The following is a 16174-nucleotide window of genomic DNA, read 5'->3' as shown; positions in this document are numbered from 1 at the left end:
GCGTCGCCCGGCGGCGCCTTCCATCCAAGGTCAGTGTTAAAGGACGCCTCATCATGTCGCACATCAATCGCCGTAACTTCATCAAGGCCGCCGGCCTGCTGGGCGCCGCCGCGGCGCTGCCGTTCAACCCGCTGCGCGCGGCGCAGAAAGAGATCACCGTGGGCTTCCTGTACGTGGGCGCCCGCGATGACTTCGGCTACAACCAGTCCCACGCGGAAGCCGCCGCCCTGGTCAAGAAGATGCCCGGGGTCACGGTGGTGGAGCAGGAGAACGTGCCGGAGACGGTGGCGGTGCAGCGCGCCATGGAAGCGATGATTCGCCAGGATGGCGCCAGCCTGATTTTCCCCACCTCGTTCGGCTACTTCGACCCGCACGTATTGAAAGTGGCGCAGCGTTTCTCCGACACCCGCTTCGCCCACTGTGGCGGCCTCTGGGAGAAGGGCAAGCACCCGATGAACGTGGGCAGCTTCTTCGGCTACATCGACGAGGGCCAGTATCTGAACGGCGTGGTGGCCGGCCATATGAGCAAATCCGCCAAGCTCGGTTTCGTGGCCGCCAAGCCGATTCCCCAGGTGCTGCGCAACATCAACGCCTTCACCCTGGGCGCTCGCTCGGTGAACCCGGACATCACCACCTCGGTGATTTTCACCGGTGACTGGTCGATGCCGGTGAAGGAAGCGGAAGCCACCAACAGCCTGATCGACAGTGGCTGTGACGTGATTACCTGCCACGTGGACGGCCCCAAGGTGCTGGTGGAAACCGCCGAGAAACGCGGCGTCATGACCTGCGGCTACCACGCCAGCCAGGCGCAGCTGGCGCCGGAAGGCTACCTCACCGGCGCGGAGTGGAACTGGGTGACGCCCTACCAGGAACACGTCAAGGCGGCCATGAACGGCGAGCCGATGATCAACTTCCTGCGCGGCGGCCTCAAGGAAGGGTTCGTCAAAACCTCGCCCTATGGGCCGGCGGTGAGCGCCGAAGCGAAAAAGAACGCGGACGCGGTGAAGGCGAAAATGCTCAGCGGTGACTACGTGATCTTCGGCGGCCCGCTGAAGAACAATCAGGGCCAGGTGGTGATCGCCGACGGCACTGACTACCAACAAACCGCCGTGGAACTGGAGCGCATGGACTATCTGGTGGAGGGCGTGCGTGGCCAGCTCTGATCCTTTCCACGGGGGGAGCCCGTCATGTTGAAGCCCTGGCTCGGTCGGGCGGCGGTGCTGGCGCTGCCGGTGCTGCCCACGCTGCTGGCGATGCTCACCACGGCGGTGCTGTTCATCCTGTTTCTGCTGATTCAGGGCCAGCCCGCCTGGCAGGCCGGGCCGCTGGTGTTCGAAGGCGCCTTCGGTTCCATGTTCGCCTGGGAAAACACCCTGATGCGCGCGGCGCCGCTGATGCTTACGGCGCTGTGCGTGGCGCTGCCGGCCCGCGCCGGTCTGATCATCATTGGCGGTGAAGGCGCGCTGGTGCTCGGCGGTTTGGCGGCGGCGGTGACGCCGCTGTGGCTGCCGGCGCTGCCGGCCTGGCCGATGCTGATCGCCATGGGCGTGGCGGCGATGCTGGCCGGCGGCCTGTGGATCGGCCTGAGCGGCTGGTTGCGGCAGAAGCGCGGCGTCAACGAGACCATCGGCAGTCTGCTGCTGTCGTACATCGCCCTGGCGATCTTCCGCCATCTGGTGGAAGGGCCCCTGCGCGACCCCAACAGTTTAAACAAACCGTCCACGCCGCCGCTGGACGGCGGCTATCAGATCGGCGTGATCAGCGACAGCTTCTATGTGCATTGGGGGCTGGTGGCCGGCGTGGTCGCCTGCGTGCTGGCCTGGGTGTTTGTGCGCTACAGCGTGGTGGGGTTTTCCCTGCGCATCGTCGGTGGCAACCCGCGCACGCCACGCATGCTCGGCCTGCCGGTGGACCGGCTGGTGCTGCTCACCTGTGTGCTGGGCGGCGCCGCCGCCGGCCTGGCCGGCATGTACGAAGTCAGCGCCGTGCAGGGCAGCGCCAATACCGCGCTGATCTCCGGCTACGGCACCGCCGGCATCCTGGTGGCGTTCGCCGCCCGCCATCACCCGCTGGGCGTTATCGTCTGCGCGATTCTGCTCGGTGGCCTGGAAGCCAGCGGCGGCCTGCTGCAACGGCGCCTGGGTCTGCCCGACGCCACCACTCTGATTCTGCAGGGCATTCTGTTCATCAACCTGCTGGCCTGGGAGGCGCTCACCCGCCGCACTCTGGACTGGCGCCTGTGGCTGCGCGGTCACTGGATCGCGGCGCCGTCGTCCCGCACCGGCACCACGGAGGTCAGTCATGGCTGAGTCGGAACTGTCGATTTTTCTGCTGGCCCTGCTGGCCGGCGCCATCCGCGTGGGCACGCCGTTCCTGTTCGTCAGCCTCGGGGAATGCCTCACCGAGAAGGGCGGGCGCATCAACCTGGGCCTGGAAGGCATTCTGGTCACCGGGGCGATGACCGGCTACGCGGTGTCCTATTTGTCCGGCTCCCCCTGGTTGGGGGTGCTGGCCGCCGGCCTGTCCGGGCTGGCCCTGGGGCTGGTGCACGGTGTGATCTGCTCGCTGCCAAGGGTCAACGACATCGCCTTTGGTATTGCCCTGATTCTGTTCGGCACCGGCCTGGCGTTCTTTTTGGGCAAGGATTTCATCCAGCCCAGCGCGCCCATGCTGCCCTCCATTCCGCTCGGCTTCTGGAGCGACGACACCCGGGTGCGCTCGGCGCTCAACGTGAACGTGCTGTTCTTTATCGGCGTGGCGCTGGCCTTCGTGTTGCATTGGGGCCTGCGCGGCACCCGCTGGGGCCTGGTGCTGCGGCTGGTGGGCGACCATGAGGACTCCGCCCAGGCGCTCGGTTACCGGGCCGCCGGGGTGCGCATCGTGGCCACCGGCGTGGGCGGCTTTCTGGCCGGCGTGGGCGGCGCTTATTTGTCGCTGTACTACCCGGGCAGCTGGAACGAGGGGCTGTCCAGCGGCCAGGGCCTGATGGCGGTGGCGCTGGTGATCTTCGCCCGCTGGCAACCGATCAACTGCCTGTGGGCGGCGTTGCTGTTCGGCGCCGCCGGTGCCGTGGGCCCGGCCCTGCAGGCCATCGGCATTGGCTGGGGCTACTACCTGTTCAACGCCATTCCCTATGTGCTGACCCTGGCGGTGATGGTGATCACCTGCCGACCGGACCGCACCCTCAGTGGCGCGCCCGGCGAACTCAGCCTGAACCGATAACCCAAGAGAGAAGGTACTCCCATGTCCAGCGGACTCTCCGGTTTGAACAAAACCCCCAACGGCGTGGTGATGGGGCTGGCGCAACTGGCGTTGCCCGATCCCCATACCCGCGACCAGCTCTGGCAACAGACGCAACGAGTGATCGAGATGATCGGCAAGGCCCGGCGCTCCATGCCGGAAATGGACCTGATCGTGTTTCCGGAATATTCCCTGCACGGCCTGTCCATGGACACCTCGCCGGACATCCTGTGCGACCTGGACGGCCCGGAAGTGGCGGCGCTCAAGCAAGCCTGCATCGACCACAAGATCTGGGGCTGCTTCTCGATCATGGAAGCCAACCCCAATGGCAACCCGTTCAACTCCGGGCTGATCATCGACGACACCGGTGAGCTGAAACTCTACTACCGCAAGATGCACCCCTGGGTGCCGGTGGAACCCTGGGAGCCCGGCGACCAGGGTATTCCGGTGTGCGAAGGGCCCAACGGTTCCACCCTGGCGCTGATTATCTGCCATGACGGTATGTTCCCGGAGATGGCCCGGGAGTGCGCCTACAAGGGTGCCGAGATCATGATCCGCACCGCCGGCTACACGGCGCCGATCCGCCATTCCTGGAAGATCACCAACCAGGCCAACGCCTTCACCAACCTGATGCAGACCGCCAGCGTCTGCATGTGCGGCTCCGACGGCACCTTCGATTCCATGGGCGAGGCCATGTTCGTCAACTTCGACGGCGTGCCCCTGGTGGAGGGCAGTGGCCGCGCCGACGAAATCGTCTGCTGCGAGCTGCGCCCGGACCTGGTGCGCGAGGCCCGCGAGCACTGGGGCGTGGAGAACAACATCTACCAGTTCGGCCACCGCGGCTATGTGGCGGTAAAAGGCGGCGCCGGCGATTGCCCCTACACCTACATGCGGGACCTGGCGGCGGGCCGCTACCGGCTGCCCTGGGAAGACAACGTCAAGCACACCGACGGCAGCGCCTGCGGCTTCGCGCCGCCGCAGCGCACTTACACGCCAGGAGAACACTGATATGAGCGAGCACTTCATCACCGCCGATCCCTACCCCTGGCCCTACAACGGCGACCTGCGCCCGGACAACACGGCGCTGATCGTGATCGATATGCAGACCGACTTCTGCGGCAAGGGCGGTTACGTGGACAGCATGGGCTACGACCTGTCCCTCACCCGGGCGCCCATCGAGCCGATCAAGAAGGTGCTGGCGGCGCTGCGCGAACGGGGCTTCCTGATTATCCATACCCGCGAAGGGCACCGTCCGGATCTGGCCGATCTGCCCGCCAACAAACGCTGGCGTTCCCAGCGGATCGGCGCCGGTATCGGCGACGCCGGCCCCTGCGGGCGCATCCTGGTGCGCGGTGAGCCGGGCTGGGACATCATTCCGGAGCTGGCGCCCCTGGACGGCGAGGTGATCATCGACAAGCCCGGCAAGGGCTCGTTCTGCGCCACCGATCTGGAACTGATCCTCAACACCCGGGGCATCGACAATATTATTCTCACCGGCATCACCACCGACGTGTGCGTGCACACCACCATGCGCGAGGCCAACGATCGGGGCTTCGAATGCCTGTTGCTGGAAGATTGCTGCGGCGCCACGGACAAAGGCAACCACGACGCCGCCATCAAGATGGTGAAGATGCAGGGCGGCGTGTTCGGCAGCGTGTCCGACTCCGGCGCGCTGCTCGACGGCCTGGGAGCGCTGTGAGATGCGTGCCCTGAAGCTGGAAACCATCGGCGCCAGCAAAACCTTCGGCACCTTTCGGGCCCTGGACAAGGTGTCGCTGACCGTGCGCGCCGGTACCGTGCACGCCCTGCTGGGCGAGAACGGCGCCGGCAAAAGCACGCTGGTGAAAGGGCTGGTGGGCTATGCGCCCCTGGACGACGGCAACATTCTGGTGGACGACCGGGAGTACGCGGTGCGCCTGCCCCGGGACGCTCACGGCCTGGGCATCGGCATGGTCTACCAGCATTTCACCGTGGCGCCGGGCCTCACCGTGGCCGAGAACCTGGTGCTGGCGCGGGGTGACCTGCCGGCGCGCATTCACTGGAAAGCGGAGCGCGAGCGGCTGCGTGCTTTCATGGAAAAGATGCCGTTCAAGCTGGACCCGGAGCGCCCGGTGGCCGGACTGGCCGCCGGGGAAAAACAGAAGCTGGAAATTCTCAAGCAGCTGTACCTGGACCGGCGTCTGATCATTCTTGACGAACCCACCTCGGTGCTCACCCCCCAGGAAGCGGACGAAGTGCTGGGCCTGATGCGCGACCTGGCCCATGCCGGCCAGGTGTCGGTGCTGATGATCACCCACAAGTTTCGCGAGGTGACCGCCTTCGCCGACGACGTGACGGTGCTGCGCAAGGGCGCCCTGGTGGGCAGCTGCAAGGTGGCGGACACCACGCCGGAGGCCCTGGCGGAATGGATGATGGGGCGCAGCGACGACCGCACCGTGGCCGGCGAACGGCCGCCGGTGGATCGCAATCGCGCCCCGGCTCTGGAAGTGGCCGGCCTGGAGGTGAACAACGATAAGGGCGTGCGCGCCGTGCACGGCGCCTCCTTTCAAGTGCGCCCCGGCGAGATCCTGGGGGTGGCCGGCATCTCCGGCAATGGCCAGCGGGAACTCACCGAAGCGCTGCTTGGCCAGCGCAAGCGCGAAGCCGGCGCGGTGCGCGTGCACGGCGAACCGTATCACGCCACCCGCAAGCAGATGCTGGCGCGGGGCGTGCACAGCCTGCCGGAGGAGCCGCTGCGCAATGCCTGCGTGGCCAATCTGTCGGTGGCCGAGAACCTGGCCCTGCGCACCTTCGACCGGGCACCGATCCGGCGCCAGGGCTGGCGGGTCAGCCGCAAGGCCATGCGTGAGCAGGCGCGCGGTTTGATCGAGCGCTTTCAGGTGACGCCGCCGGACCCGGACCGGCCCATCGGCACGCTCTCCGGCGGCAATGTGCAGCGGGCGGTGCTGGCCCGGGAGCTCACCGACCAGGTCCAGGTGCTGATCGTGTCCAACCCGGTGTTCGGTCTGGACTTCAATTCCGTGGCGCTGATTCACCAGCGTCTGATGAACGCCCGCAACCGGGGCGCCGCCGTGCTGCTGCTCAGCGAGGATCTGGATGAACTGCTGGAGCTGGCGGACCGTATCCTGGTGATCCACGACGGCGAGCTGGTGTTCGAAACCGCCGCCGGCGACGCGGACCGCGCCGAACTGGGCGCGCATATGGCCGGCGGCGGCCACCGGGAGGCGTCATGATCCAGGTGGACGCCCGCCCCGGGCCCTATTGTTTTGAACCCGCCAGCACCGCGCTGGTGGTGATCGACATGCAGCGGGATTTTCTCGATCCCGGTGGTTTCGGCGCCGCCCTGGGCAACGACGTGACGCCGCTGCGCGCCATCGTACCGGTGGTGGCGGACTTGCTGGCTCTGGCCCGCCACCATGGCCTTACCGTGATCCACACCCGTGAATCCCACGCCCCGGATTTGTCCGACTGTCCGCCGGCCAAGCACCAACAGGGGAAGCCGGGCCTGCGCATCGGCGACCCGGGGGCCATGGGCCGCATCCTGATCCGCGGCGAACCGGGCAACCAGATCGTGCCGGAGCTGGCGCCGCTGGACCGCGAGTGGCAGATCGACAAGCCCGGCAAGGGCATGTTTTACGCCACCGGCCTGGACCAGAGGCTGCGCGAGGCCGGCATCGAGACCCTGCTGTTCGCCGGCGTTACCACCGAAGTGTGCGTGCAGACCAGCATGCGCGAAGCCTGCGACCGGGGCTATCGCGGCCTGCTGATCGAGGACGCCACGGAAAGTTATTTCCCCGACTTCAAACGGGCCACCCTGGAGATGGTCGTCGCCCAGGGCGGCATCGTCGGCCAGGTGGCCGGACTGACCGCCCTGCGGGCGGCTTTGCGGAACAAGGAACTCTGATATGAACGCTTCACCGGAGATCAACCGGCCCCGGGTAGTGGCGGAAGTACGCACCGCCTTCGAGGACTACGAGCGGGCCCTGCTGGACAACAACCTGGCGGTGCTGGACGGCTACTTCTGGGACCACGCCGCCACGGTGCGCTACGGCGTGGCGGAAAACCTGCACGGCGGCGACGAGATTGCCCGCTACCGGCGCCAGTGCCAGCCGGTGGGCCCCGGCCGCAAGCTGTTCAACACCGTGATCACCACTTTCAGTGATGACTGCGCCACGGTGAGCACCCAGTTCCGGGACGGTGTCAGCGAGCGGGTGGGCCGGCAGATGCAGACCTGGGTACGCTTCGCCGACGGCTGGAAGGTGGTGGCCGCCCATGTGAGCGTGGACCTGAGTACCCTCTGATCCGGCCTTCGGGCTTCCCTTGGGGTATTACATTCCTCTAACATTCTCCGATCCATTTTTTGCGTCCCGGGGACCCTCATGCCCGAGATTACGGCGAAAGCCCTGAACCGGCCGCCGCTTGGCCTTCTTTTGCCACCGTTATTGATCGCCCTGTCGGTGGCCTTCTGGTGGCGCTACCACCCGCGCCCGGAACTGCCGCCGATGACCGAACAGTCGCTGCTGCGGCTGGCCGCCGACACCGACTTCCACAACCTGGACCCGGCCCCGGCGCCGTTGCCCTGGGAGCACTACACCATCGCCCCCGGGGATTACCTGACCCACCTGTGGAAAGAGCAATGGCAGCTGCCCGCCGCCACCCTCTACCGGCTGATCGAGACCGCCGAGCACGGCGAGTTGCTCAACCGCCTGCGCCCCGGCCAGCATCTGGAATGGCGAGCGGACAGTGACGGCAACCTGCTGGCGCTGCGGCTGTGGGAGAACGAGGCGCGCGGCTACCAGTGGAATCTGGAGGCGGATTCGATCAGCGCGCGGCCCCTGGAAAAAGCCCGCACCAGCCACCGGGTCCGCATTACCGGCGTGGTGCAGAGTTCCCTGGGCGCCGCGCTGGCCGCGCAGCCGGATCTGGCCGGCGCCGCCGGTTCGGTGAGCGCCCAGCTCGCCGAACTGCTGCCCCTGGGCCGCCAGGCCCGCCGCGGCGACCGTTTCTCGGTGCTGGTGGACGTGGAGAACCTGGAAGGCAGCGAGCGTGCCTACTCCGCCAAACTGATGGGCTTCGATTATCAGGGCGCGCGCCTGCGGGCCAGTGCCGCCCGCTTCGACGACGACCGCTTCTATAAGCCGGACGGCACCAGCCTGCTGCCCAGCTTCTGGCGTTACCCCTACGCCCAGAACCTGCGTTACCGCATCAGCTCGCCGTTCAATCTGCACCGCCACCACCCGATCACCGGCCGCATCAGCCCCCATTACGGCACCGATTTCGCCATGCCGGTGGGCACCGCCGTGGAAGCCCCGGCGGACGGCGTGGTACGCCGCGCCACCCGTGGCGCCCTGGCCGGCAACTACCTGGTGCTGGACCATGGCAACGGCTACCAGACCCGCTACATGCACCTCAGCAAGCTGATGGTGCACGCCGGCGATACCGTCGAGCAGGGTCAGGTGATCGCCGACAGCGGCAACACCGGTCGCAGCACCGGCCCGCACCTGCACTACGAACTGCGCCTCAATGGCCGTCCGGTGAACGCCATGGAAGCGGCGCTGCCCACCAAGGGCCAACTGGCGAACGACGAGCTGACCCGTTTCCGGAACCAGTACGCGGCCTATTTCGATTTCCCGGCGCCGGGGCAGGGCGGTACCGAGGTGGCCGGTCGCGCTCAGTAGCGGCCGGGCGGCGGGCGTTCCGGTCGTTGCGGCCGGACTCCGTGGCCCAGGGTGTTGCCCATGCGATTGCGCAGTGCTGAGCGGCTGAACTGACCGATCCGGTTAGGCGTTTGCCGCACGATGTCTTCCGAGCCGAAGCTCGCCGGCGCGCCCCCCCGGGCGCCGTCGGAGGGCGTCATGCGCTGCTGCAAACAGTCCAGCGGCAGGGCACGGTGCCCGTCTACCTCCACGGTTACGCAGGGGTATCCGGCCTCGACCTGTTCCGTTTTGTCGGCACCCGCCCGGGTGGCGGCCAGCCCTGCTAGCAGCATCAGCGCCACGGTGCTCAGCACGCTCCGCCGGCTTTTCCCGTATAGCCCCATCGCAACGCCCTCACTTTGGTGAACGCCGAGCCTGCGTTCTGAGGACGTCCACGGCAATGTCGAAGCCCGCACTTTTCGTGAACTTTTCATGACCGCTTTGCGGTTTCCCCGTTCTGAAACACTCTCTCTCTTTGTTGATCGGAGCATGTTCACTTTTCCCGCCGCGGATCGGTGACCACGGTCGGCAATCAGGTGGCCGTCGTCGGCGAGCGTTCCCCAGGCCGGCGGCGGCCTTTTTTTATTGATGAATTTTTGGTGACAAAGCTTCGGTCGTGGCGCTCGGGTGGCATCTTAAAAAGTGTTAACTGGATCACCGGTTTTTAGCCGGTGGATATTTCGGTGGCGGTCGTCGATCAATGGGGCCTTCGGGATGAACGACGCCGTGGCACCTTTTTTAGCGCCGGGTTTTATTCATGTTCAATGCGCACGGAAGAATGCCAGGTTTGATCGCAAGGGGGGAGGCAAGGCTGTTCGTCCTTCTATGGCTGAGCCTGCATCTATGGCTGAGTCCGACGACGGCGAGGGCCGATGACGAATTGCCCGCGGTGGCCACCGTTACCATTAACGAGTACATCGTGCGCGGCAATACCGTTCTGGACAACCGCGACATCGAGCGCACGGTCTATCCGTTCCTGGGCCCGGACAAAACCCTTGATCATATTCAGCAGGCCCGGGAGGCGCTGCAGAAAGTCTATCAGCAACGCGGCTACCAATCGGTGTATGTGGAATTGCCGGAGCAGAAGGTGTCCGGGGGCGTGGTCTATCTGCTGGTGACGGAGGTCACGGTGGGGCGGGTGCGGGTGGTCGGCTCACGCTACCACTCGCCGCTGGCGATCCGCCGGGACGTGCCGGCCCTGAGCGAGGGGGCGGTGCCGGACTTCGAACTGGTTCAGGAGCAGCTCACCCGGGTAAACCGTTCCGGCAAGCGCCAGGTCATGCCCTTGGTCAAGGAGGGACGGATTCCGGGGACCATGGACGTGGACCTGTCGGTGGAGGATCGGCGACCCTGGAACGCCAGCCTTACCGCCAATAACGATTACAGCGCGGACACCGAAAAGCTGCGCACCATCGCCACTCTCTCGCATGCCAATCTCTGGCAGAAGGGGCACAGCGCCTCGCTGACCTTTTTTACCGCGCCGCAGGATACCGACAACGCGGAGGTGTGGTCCGCCAGCTACGAAGCGCCCTTGGCGGAACGCTGGTCCACCCGCGTCAACGGCTATATCTCCGACAGCGACGTGGCCACCGTGGGTGGCACCAATGTGGTGGGCAAGGGCCACTCCGTCGGTGTTTCGCTGATCTACAGCCTGCCGTTCAACGGCACCTGGGGGCATTCGTTCTCCGCGGGGATCGATTTCAAGGACTTCACGGAATCCCTGGTCTTTGGTCAGAGCGAGGACGATGTGCCGTTGGAGTACGCGCCTTTTACCTTTGCTTATAACGGCTACTTCTTCACCGATCACCATCAGGGCTACATCAATCTCAGTGTGGTGACGGCTTCCGATGAGGTCCCCTCCGGGGGCAGCGGCTGGGAGGAGTTCGATGACAAGCGCTACCAGGCGAGCCCGGATTTCGCCCTGTTCAAGGCCGACGCCTCTCTGGAATGGCAGCTGGATGAATGGGTGCTGGCAAGCAAGCTGTCCAGCCAGTTCGCCTCGGGACCGCTGGTCTCCAATGAACAGTTCGCGGTCGGCGGCGCCGGCACGGTCCGTGGTTACCTGGCCGCGGAGCAGGCTGGTGATGAGGGTTATCTGGCCAGCCTGGAATTGCGTACGCCGTCGCTGGATAGCTGGTTTGGCAATCCCTGGCGATTGTTGCGTTTCCACGTTTTCAGTGAAGGCGCCTGGCTGAGACTGCAGGACCCGCTGCCGGAGCAGGACTACCGGTTTGATCTGGCCAGCGTCGGTGTCGGCGCCCGCGCTCAGCTCTGGGATTTTCTCAGCGGCTCCGTGGACCTGGGCTACCCGCTGCTGGAAACCGGCGATACGGAAAAATACGACCCGCGTGTTCATTTCAGCGTGACCGCGCGTTTTTAACTACCCGGGACCATCCAAACCACACGAATTACAGAGTTATCTTCGGAGTGCCTGACCATGCGACAACGTTTGCTCGTCTTTATCCTGTCCTGCCTGGGGGCGCTGGCGCCTTCCCTGGCACAGGCCTGGTGGCAGGAAGACTGGAGTTACCGGAAACAAATCACCATCGACACCACTTCGGCGGGCGCGGACATCAGTGAGCCGGTGGGCCGCATGCCGGTGCTGGTGCGCCTGCATACGGGCAACTTCAGCTTCGATGGGGTGCGAGAGAACGGCGCTGACATTCGCTTCGTCTCGGCGGATGACGAGACCGTTTTCAGCCACCGGATTGAGAGCTTTGACGCTCTGCTGGGCGTGGCCTACATCTGGGTGGATGTGCCGGAGGTGCAGGGCGGCGCCCGCCAGGACATCTGGATGTACTACGGCAACGCCGAAGCGCCGGCGCCCGGCGACAGCCAGGTCTACGATGCGGACTACGCCGGGGTGTACCACTTCGACGGCGCGCCGGGCGCTACGGCGAGCGATGCCACGGCCTACGGCAACGACTCCGATAGCCCGGTACCGGCCTCCACGGCTGGTGTGATCGGTCAGGCCGCCCGCTTCAGTGGCGAGCCGCTGATGTTGCCGGCGGCCCCGTCACTGGCGATTGGCGCCGGCGGCGCGTTCAGCTTCAGCGCCTGGATCAAGGCACCGCAGGCGGCCGGCGAGCAGGCCCTCTATCTGCGCCGGGACGCCGGCAACAGCTTGCTGATCGGCATTGATAACGGGGTGCCGTTTGTGGCGATCAACGGTCAGCGTGCGCGCGCCGGTCAGCCGCTGGTCGCCGATCAATGGCAGCATCTGGCGGTCACCGTCGGTGCCCGGGGCGTGACTCTCTATCTCAACGGCCAGCCGGCGGGTCGCATGGCCGTCGCCTTGCCGGCCTTCAATGGCGCCGCCGCCCTGGGCGGCGATCCGCTTGGCGATCAGGCGGCGGTTGATCCGGGTGCCATCACCGATGGGGCGCAAGGCGTCGGAGAAGACGGTTCCGGCGAGCTCGCCGCGGGGGCCGGCGCGGAAAGCGAGACGCCCGCCACGGTCGCCGGCTTTAGCGGGGCCATGGACGAGGTGCGCCTGTCCCGCGTCGAGCGTTCCCCCGCGCTGATCCGTGCCAGCGCCCTGTCCCAGGGTCCGCGGGCAAGCCTGCTGACGTTCGGCGTCGACGAGGAGCAATCCGGTTTCGGCTTTGGCGCGCTGGGCTTCCTGCTGGCATCGGTACCGGTGGATGCCTGGGTCATCATCGGGGTGCTGGCGATCATGATGCTGCAAACCTGGGTGGTGATGTTCCAGAAGTTCCGCCAGGCACGGCGCACCGACGAAGCCAACGCCGAATTTCGCGAAGTTTTTGCCGGGGTCGGCACGCGGTTGGAGAAGCTGGCGGACGACCGGGCCCTGGGCGAGCGTCTGGAATACTCCTCGCTGTGGCGCCTCTACCAGGTGGCGGTTCGCGAACTGCGGATTCGCCGTGAACAGGGCGCCGATACCGATCGCATTTCCTCGGAAACGCTGGAGGCGATCCGCGCCTCCATGGACGCGGTTCGCACTAATGAGAACCGTGCGTTGGGCCATCGGCTGGGGGTGCTCTCCAACGCCATCGCCGGCGGCCCCTATATCGGCCTGCTCGGCACGGTGCTGGGCATCATGGTGGTGTTTCTCGGCACCGCCATGGCCGGCAACGTGAACATCAACGCGGTGGCGCCGGGGATGGCCGCCGCGCTGCTGGCCACCGCCGCCGGCCTGTTCGTGGCGATCCCGGCGCTGTTCGCCTACAACCGCCTGAACGGTCGCAACCGCGACATCAGCTCCGACATGCGCGTTTTTCTGGACGAGTTCGTTACCCGCCTGGCCGAGCTGCGCGGTGCCGGGGCCGGCGTGGTCCACCACGCCGACGACCGCACCGCCGGCACCCGACACGACGCCCTGGTGTAAGGAGAGCGACATGGCTTCAGTAAAAGCATCCATGGATGACGACGAGCAGGACGGTCCGGTCGACGGCATCAACATCACACCCCTGGTGGATGTGCTCATGGTGGTGTTGGTGATGTTCATCCTCACCGCCACCGCCCAGGTGGCCGGTATTCAGGTGGATCTGCCCAAGGCCAGCGCGTCGGTGTCGTTGTCGGAGCCGAAGACCAAGGCGGTATCGGTGGACAACGATGGCCAGATTTTTCTCGACGCCTACCCGGTGACCCTGGATGAGCTCGAGGACCGCCTGCGTACGGAAAAGGCCACCCATCCGGATTTTCCGGTGGTGGTGCGCGGTGACGCGGCGGTGCAGTACCAGAAAGTGGTGGAAGTGCTCGACATCCTGCGTCGCCTGGAGCTTGCCCAGGTGGGCCTGGTGACCGGCAAACCGAAGAACTGACTGGAACGGATCCGACCGAGATGCCACACCAATCACGCAAATCGAGCCGGACGCGGACGGCGCGGCAGCGACGCCTCGCCGCCCTGGCCTGGCCGCTGGCGGTGTTGCTGGCGCTGGTGGTACTGGGCGTACTGCTGTGGCGGTGGGCCCACGACAGCGCAGGCGTGCAACGGCAGGTCCCAAAGCCGGACATGATCGTGCCGCTACCGCCGCCTCCGCCGCCGGAGGAGCAAACCGAGCCGGAACCGGAACCGGAGGAAGTGGTGGAGCCGGAGCCGGTGCCGGAGCCCACGCCGGTGGAAGAGCCAACGCCGGAAGAGCCGCCGTCACCGTCCCAGGATCTCTCCGAGGCCATGCAGATCGATGGCGAGGCCCAGGCCGGCGGAGATGACTTCAATATCGCCGCCGGCAGTGGCGGCGGCCGGGGCGGATCCGGGGCCGGCGTGGGTAATGCGACCTATGGTCAGTACCTGTCCTACGCCTTTCAACGGCGGCTGCGCGAAGACCGTGACATCCGGCATCTGAGCTACCGATTGGAGGTCAATTTGTGGCTCGACCCGGACGGTCGGGTGACCCGGGTACAGGTACTGGAATCCAGTGGTGACGAGGACGTGGACCGGCGCATCGCCGCCGCTCTGCGCGAGCTCGAACCGCTCGACCAGAAGCCGCCCGCGTCGCTGACGTTGCCGGTGCACATGTCCCTGCAAGGGCGCCGTCCGGGATGACCCGCCGGCCGCCCTCCCTAAGACTTCTTTCAGGAGCCGATAGCATGAACAGGCAAATTTCTCGCTGGACCCTGGCCGTGGCGGTGGCCGCCACGCTGGCCGGCCCGGTCCGGGCACAGACCCCGGAACCGGAGACGCCGTCGGTGTCGGGCAATACCACGGTACACCTGATCCGCTTGTTGGTGGAGCAGGGCGTGATCACCGAAGTCCAGGCCCAGGGGCTGCTGGACCAGGCCCGCCGCGATGCGTTGGCGGAACAGCGTCGGCAGCCCCAGGTGCAAGAAGGCGATGTGCGGGTACCGTACATCCCGGAGACCGTGCGCGAAGGCATCCGCGAGGAGGTCAAGGAAGAAGTGATGGCGCAGGCCCGACGGGAAAACTGGGCGGCGCCGAATACCGTCCCGGATTGGGCTTCGCGCATCACCCTGTCCGGTGACGTGCGAGTGCGCAATGAGTCCCGCTTCCTGGCCGACGACAACAGCGACCTGATTGTCGATTTCCAGGAGTGGAACGAGGATAAGTACGACGTGCGTCTTGACGACGATACTCTTCCTCCATTGCTGAACACTCGTAAGGATCGCGAGAACCTCATGCGCATTCGTGCCCGTTTCGGTCTGGAAGCGGAACTGGGCAAGCAATGGAGCGCCGGTGTGCGGCTGGCCACGGGCAGCAGCGACAGCCCGGTATCCACCACCCAGACACTCGGCGGCGGGCTGAGCAAAAAGGACATCTGGCTGGACCGCGCCCATATCCGCTGGACACCGGGCGCCTGGAGTTTCACCGCGGGCCGCGCCGACAATCCGTTTGTGTCCACCGATATTCTGTATTCCGATGAGCTGGCCTTCGATGGCGTCTCGGCGGCCTGGCGCGGTACCGGCATGGCCCGGGGCGGCGGCTTTTTCGGCACGCTGGGGGCCTTCCCATTGGAATATCTGTCCGATGACTTTCCCTCCGACGAACAAAACAAAACGGAAAGCGAGGACAAGTGGCTGTTCGGCGCCCAGTTGGGTGTGAATTGGCGCTTTACCGACCAGAATAGCCTGCTGGCGGCGGTGGCCTATTACGACTTCGACAATATTCGTGGGCAGCGTTCACAGCAGTGTTTCCTGTATCTGGATTATCAGACCTGCGACACCGACTGGTCGGCACCGGCCTTCATGCAAAAAGGCAACACCGTTTTCCTGTTGCGTGACATCGCTTTGGAACCTGGTAATGAAGCCGCCACCGCCCAGCCGCAGCTGGTGGGCCTGGCCTCGGAGTTCCAATTGCTGGACATCAACCTGCGCTGGGACACGTCTTTGTTCCGCGATTACCAGTTGCGCATGGCCGCCAATTATGTGCACAACCTGGCCTACGACGAAGACGAAATGCTGGAACATTCCGAAGGCCAGATTTACAACAACTTCGACTTCAATGGCGAGCTGGAAAGCGGGTCCGACGCCTGGATGCTGCAGGCCGCCTTTGGCGAAGGCCTGGATCTGAAGCGTTCCGGTGATTGGCAGATGTTCCTGGGCTACAAGTATATCGAGCCGGATGCGCTGCCGGACGGTTTCAACGATTCCACTTTCCACCTCGGTGGCACCAACGCCAAGGGTTATTTCCTGGGTGGCGCCTACGCCTTTACCGACCGGCTCTCCACCCGTGGCCGCTGGTTGAGCGCCGAAGAGGTTTATGGTCAGCCCTTCGCCATCGATGTGTTGCAACTGGAGCTCAATGCGCGCTTCTGAGA

The 16174-nt window shown here is 65.7% G+C and carries 15 protein-coding genes; 14 read left to right on the top strand and 1 reads right to left on the bottom strand.

The window, feature by feature from the left end:
* Positions 1-53 precede the first annotated feature (53 nt).
* The 9 genes from ACLD0W_RS14855 (at position 54) to ACLD0W_RS14815 (ending at position 8918) form a co-directional block, all read left to right on the top strand.
* Positions 54-1163 carry a BMP family ABC transporter substrate-binding protein gene (locus ACLD0W_RS14855; protein WP_410308260.1) on the top strand — a complete coding sequence of 370 codons (1110 nt, stop codon included), beginning with the start codon at positions 54-56 and terminating at the stop codon, positions 1161-1163.
* Between the two features lie 24 nt (positions 1164-1187).
* Positions 1188-2309 (top strand): ABC transporter permease, encoded by a 1122-nt coding sequence (locus ACLD0W_RS14850; RefSeq protein WP_410308259.1) that lies wholly within the window; start codon positions 1188-1190, stop codon positions 2307-2309.
* Entirely contained in the window at positions 2302-3222 is a 921-nt protein-coding gene (locus ACLD0W_RS14845; protein WP_410308258.1) for an ABC transporter permease, read from the top strand. Before ACLD0W_RS14850 ends, ACLD0W_RS14845 begins: the two co-directional genes overlap by 8 nt.
* A 21-nt stretch (positions 3223-3243) precedes the next feature.
* Positions 3244-4248 (top strand): formamidase, encoded by a 1005-nt coding sequence (locus ACLD0W_RS14840; RefSeq protein WP_410308257.1) that lies wholly within the window; start codon positions 3244-3246, stop codon positions 4246-4248.
* A 1-nt stretch (position 4249) separates the two neighbouring features.
* Positions 4250-4939, top strand: a complete 690-nt coding sequence (locus ACLD0W_RS14835; RefSeq protein WP_410308256.1) for a cysteine hydrolase family protein — start codon at positions 4250-4252, stop codon at positions 4937-4939.
* A 1-nt stretch (position 4940) separates the two neighbouring features.
* Positions 4941-6473, top strand: coding sequence for an ABC transporter ATP-binding protein (locus ACLD0W_RS14830; RefSeq protein ID WP_410308255.1), 1533 nt, complete (start codon positions 4941-4943; stop codon positions 6471-6473).
* Positions 6470-7144 carry a cysteine hydrolase family protein gene (locus tag ACLD0W_RS14825; RefSeq protein WP_410308254.1) on the top strand — a complete coding sequence of 225 codons (675 nt, stop codon included), beginning with the start codon at positions 6470-6472 and terminating at the stop codon, positions 7142-7144. Before ACLD0W_RS14830 ends, ACLD0W_RS14825 begins: the two co-directional genes overlap by 4 nt.
* A 1-nt stretch (position 7145) precedes the next feature.
* Positions 7146-7541: an oxalurate catabolism protein HpxZ gene (gene hpxZ / locus ACLD0W_RS14820; RefSeq protein ID WP_410308253.1), complete on the top strand. Its 396-nt coding sequence runs from the start codon at positions 7146-7148 to the stop codon at positions 7539-7541.
* A 78-nt stretch (positions 7542-7619) separates the two neighbouring features.
* Positions 7620-8918 carry a peptidoglycan DD-metalloendopeptidase family protein gene (locus ACLD0W_RS14815; RefSeq protein ID WP_410308252.1) on the top strand — a complete coding sequence of 433 codons (1299 nt, stop codon included), beginning with the start codon at positions 7620-7622 and terminating at the stop codon, positions 8916-8918.
* Here ACLD0W_RS14815 and ACLD0W_RS14810 read toward each other — a convergent pair.
* The gene (locus tag ACLD0W_RS14810; protein ID WP_410308251.1) at positions 8912-9280 is read right to left on the bottom strand and encodes a hypothetical protein; all 369 of its coding nucleotides are present in this window, start codon (positions 9278-9280) and stop codon (positions 8912-8914) included. The genes ACLD0W_RS14815 and ACLD0W_RS14810 overlap by 7 nt on opposite strands.
* 545 nt (positions 9281-9825) lie before the next feature.
* On the opposite strand from ACLD0W_RS14810, the gene ACLD0W_RS14805 reads away from it, so the two are divergent.
* The 5 genes from ACLD0W_RS14805 to ACLD0W_RS14785 are packed head-to-tail and all read left to right on the top strand — an operon-like array spanning position 9826 to position 16172.
* Positions 9826-11316, top strand: a complete 1491-nt coding sequence (locus ACLD0W_RS14805) for a ShlB/FhaC/HecB family hemolysin secretion/activation protein (protein WP_410308250.1) — start codon at positions 9826-9828, stop codon at positions 11314-11316.
* A gap of 57 nt (positions 11317-11373) precedes the next feature.
* Positions 11374-13284, top strand: coding sequence for a DUF2341 domain-containing protein (locus ACLD0W_RS14800; protein WP_410308249.1), 1911 nt, complete (start codon positions 11374-11376; stop codon positions 13282-13284).
* A 10-nt stretch (positions 13285-13294) separates the two neighbouring features.
* Positions 13295-13720 carry an ExbD/TolR family protein gene (locus ACLD0W_RS14795; protein WP_228233595.1) on the top strand — a complete coding sequence of 142 codons (426 nt, stop codon included), beginning with the start codon at positions 13295-13297 and terminating at the stop codon, positions 13718-13720.
* Between the two features lie 20 nt (positions 13721-13740).
* Positions 13741-14445 carry an energy transducer TonB gene (locus ACLD0W_RS14790; RefSeq protein ID WP_410308248.1) on the top strand — a complete coding sequence of 235 codons (705 nt, stop codon included), beginning with the start codon at positions 13741-13743 and terminating at the stop codon, positions 14443-14445.
* A gap of 44 nt (positions 14446-14489) precedes the next feature.
* Positions 14490-16172 (top strand): putative porin, encoded by a 1683-nt coding sequence (locus ACLD0W_RS14785; RefSeq protein WP_410308247.1) that lies wholly within the window; start codon positions 14490-14492, stop codon positions 16170-16172.
* The last annotated feature ends 2 nt before the right edge of the window (positions 16173-16174 follow it).

This window comes from Alloalcanivorax sp. C16-1 (genome assembly GCF_046507805.1).
GTDB lineage: Bacteria > Pseudomonadota > Gammaproteobacteria > Pseudomonadales > Alcanivoracaceae > Alloalcanivorax.
The sequence above is the reverse complement of the archived record's forward strand: the minus strand, read 5'-3'. Positions and strand labels throughout refer to the sequence as shown.

Coding starts and splice junctions, on each gene's coding strand:
- ACLD0W_RS14795 (WP_228233595.1), top strand. CDS start 13,295: ATGGCTTCAGTAAAAGCATCCATGGATGACGACGAGCAGGACGGTCCG.
- ACLD0W_RS14830 (WP_410308255.1), top strand. CDS start 4,941: ATGCGTGCCCTGAAGCTGGAAACCATCGGCGCCAGCAAAACCTTCGGC.
- ACLD0W_RS14855 (WP_410308260.1), top strand. CDS start 54: ATGTCGCACATCAATCGCCGTAACTTCATCAAGGCCGCCGGCCTGCTG.
- ACLD0W_RS14850 (WP_410308259.1), top strand. CDS start 1,188: ATGTTGAAGCCCTGGCTCGGTCGGGCGGCGGTGCTGGCGCTGCCGGTG.
- ACLD0W_RS14810 (WP_410308251.1), bottom strand. CDS start 9,280: ATGGGGCTATACGGGAAAAGCCGGCGGAGCGTGCTGAGCACCGTGGCG.
- hpxZ (WP_410308253.1), top strand. CDS start 7,146: ATGAACGCTTCACCGGAGATCAACCGGCCCCGGGTAGTGGCGGAAGTA.
- ACLD0W_RS14800 (WP_410308249.1), top strand. CDS start 11,374: ATGCGACAACGTTTGCTCGTCTTTATCCTGTCCTGCCTGGGGGCGCTG.
- ACLD0W_RS14785 (WP_410308247.1), top strand. CDS start 14,490: ATGAACAGGCAAATTTCTCGCTGGACCCTGGCCGTGGCGGTGGCCGCC.
- ACLD0W_RS14815 (WP_410308252.1), top strand. CDS start 7,620: ATGCCCGAGATTACGGCGAAAGCCCTGAACCGGCCGCCGCTTGGCCTT.
- ACLD0W_RS14825 (WP_410308254.1), top strand. CDS start 6,470: ATGATCCAGGTGGACGCCCGCCCCGGGCCCTATTGTTTTGAACCCGCC.
- ACLD0W_RS14845 (WP_410308258.1), top strand. CDS start 2,302: ATGGCTGAGTCGGAACTGTCGATTTTTCTGCTGGCCCTGCTGGCCGGC.
- ACLD0W_RS14835 (WP_410308256.1), top strand. CDS start 4,250: ATGAGCGAGCACTTCATCACCGCCGATCCCTACCCCTGGCCCTACAAC.
- ACLD0W_RS14790 (WP_410308248.1), top strand. CDS start 13,741: ATGCCACACCAATCACGCAAATCGAGCCGGACGCGGACGGCGCGGCAG.
- ACLD0W_RS14840 (WP_410308257.1), top strand. CDS start 3,244: ATGTCCAGCGGACTCTCCGGTTTGAACAAAACCCCCAACGGCGTGGTG.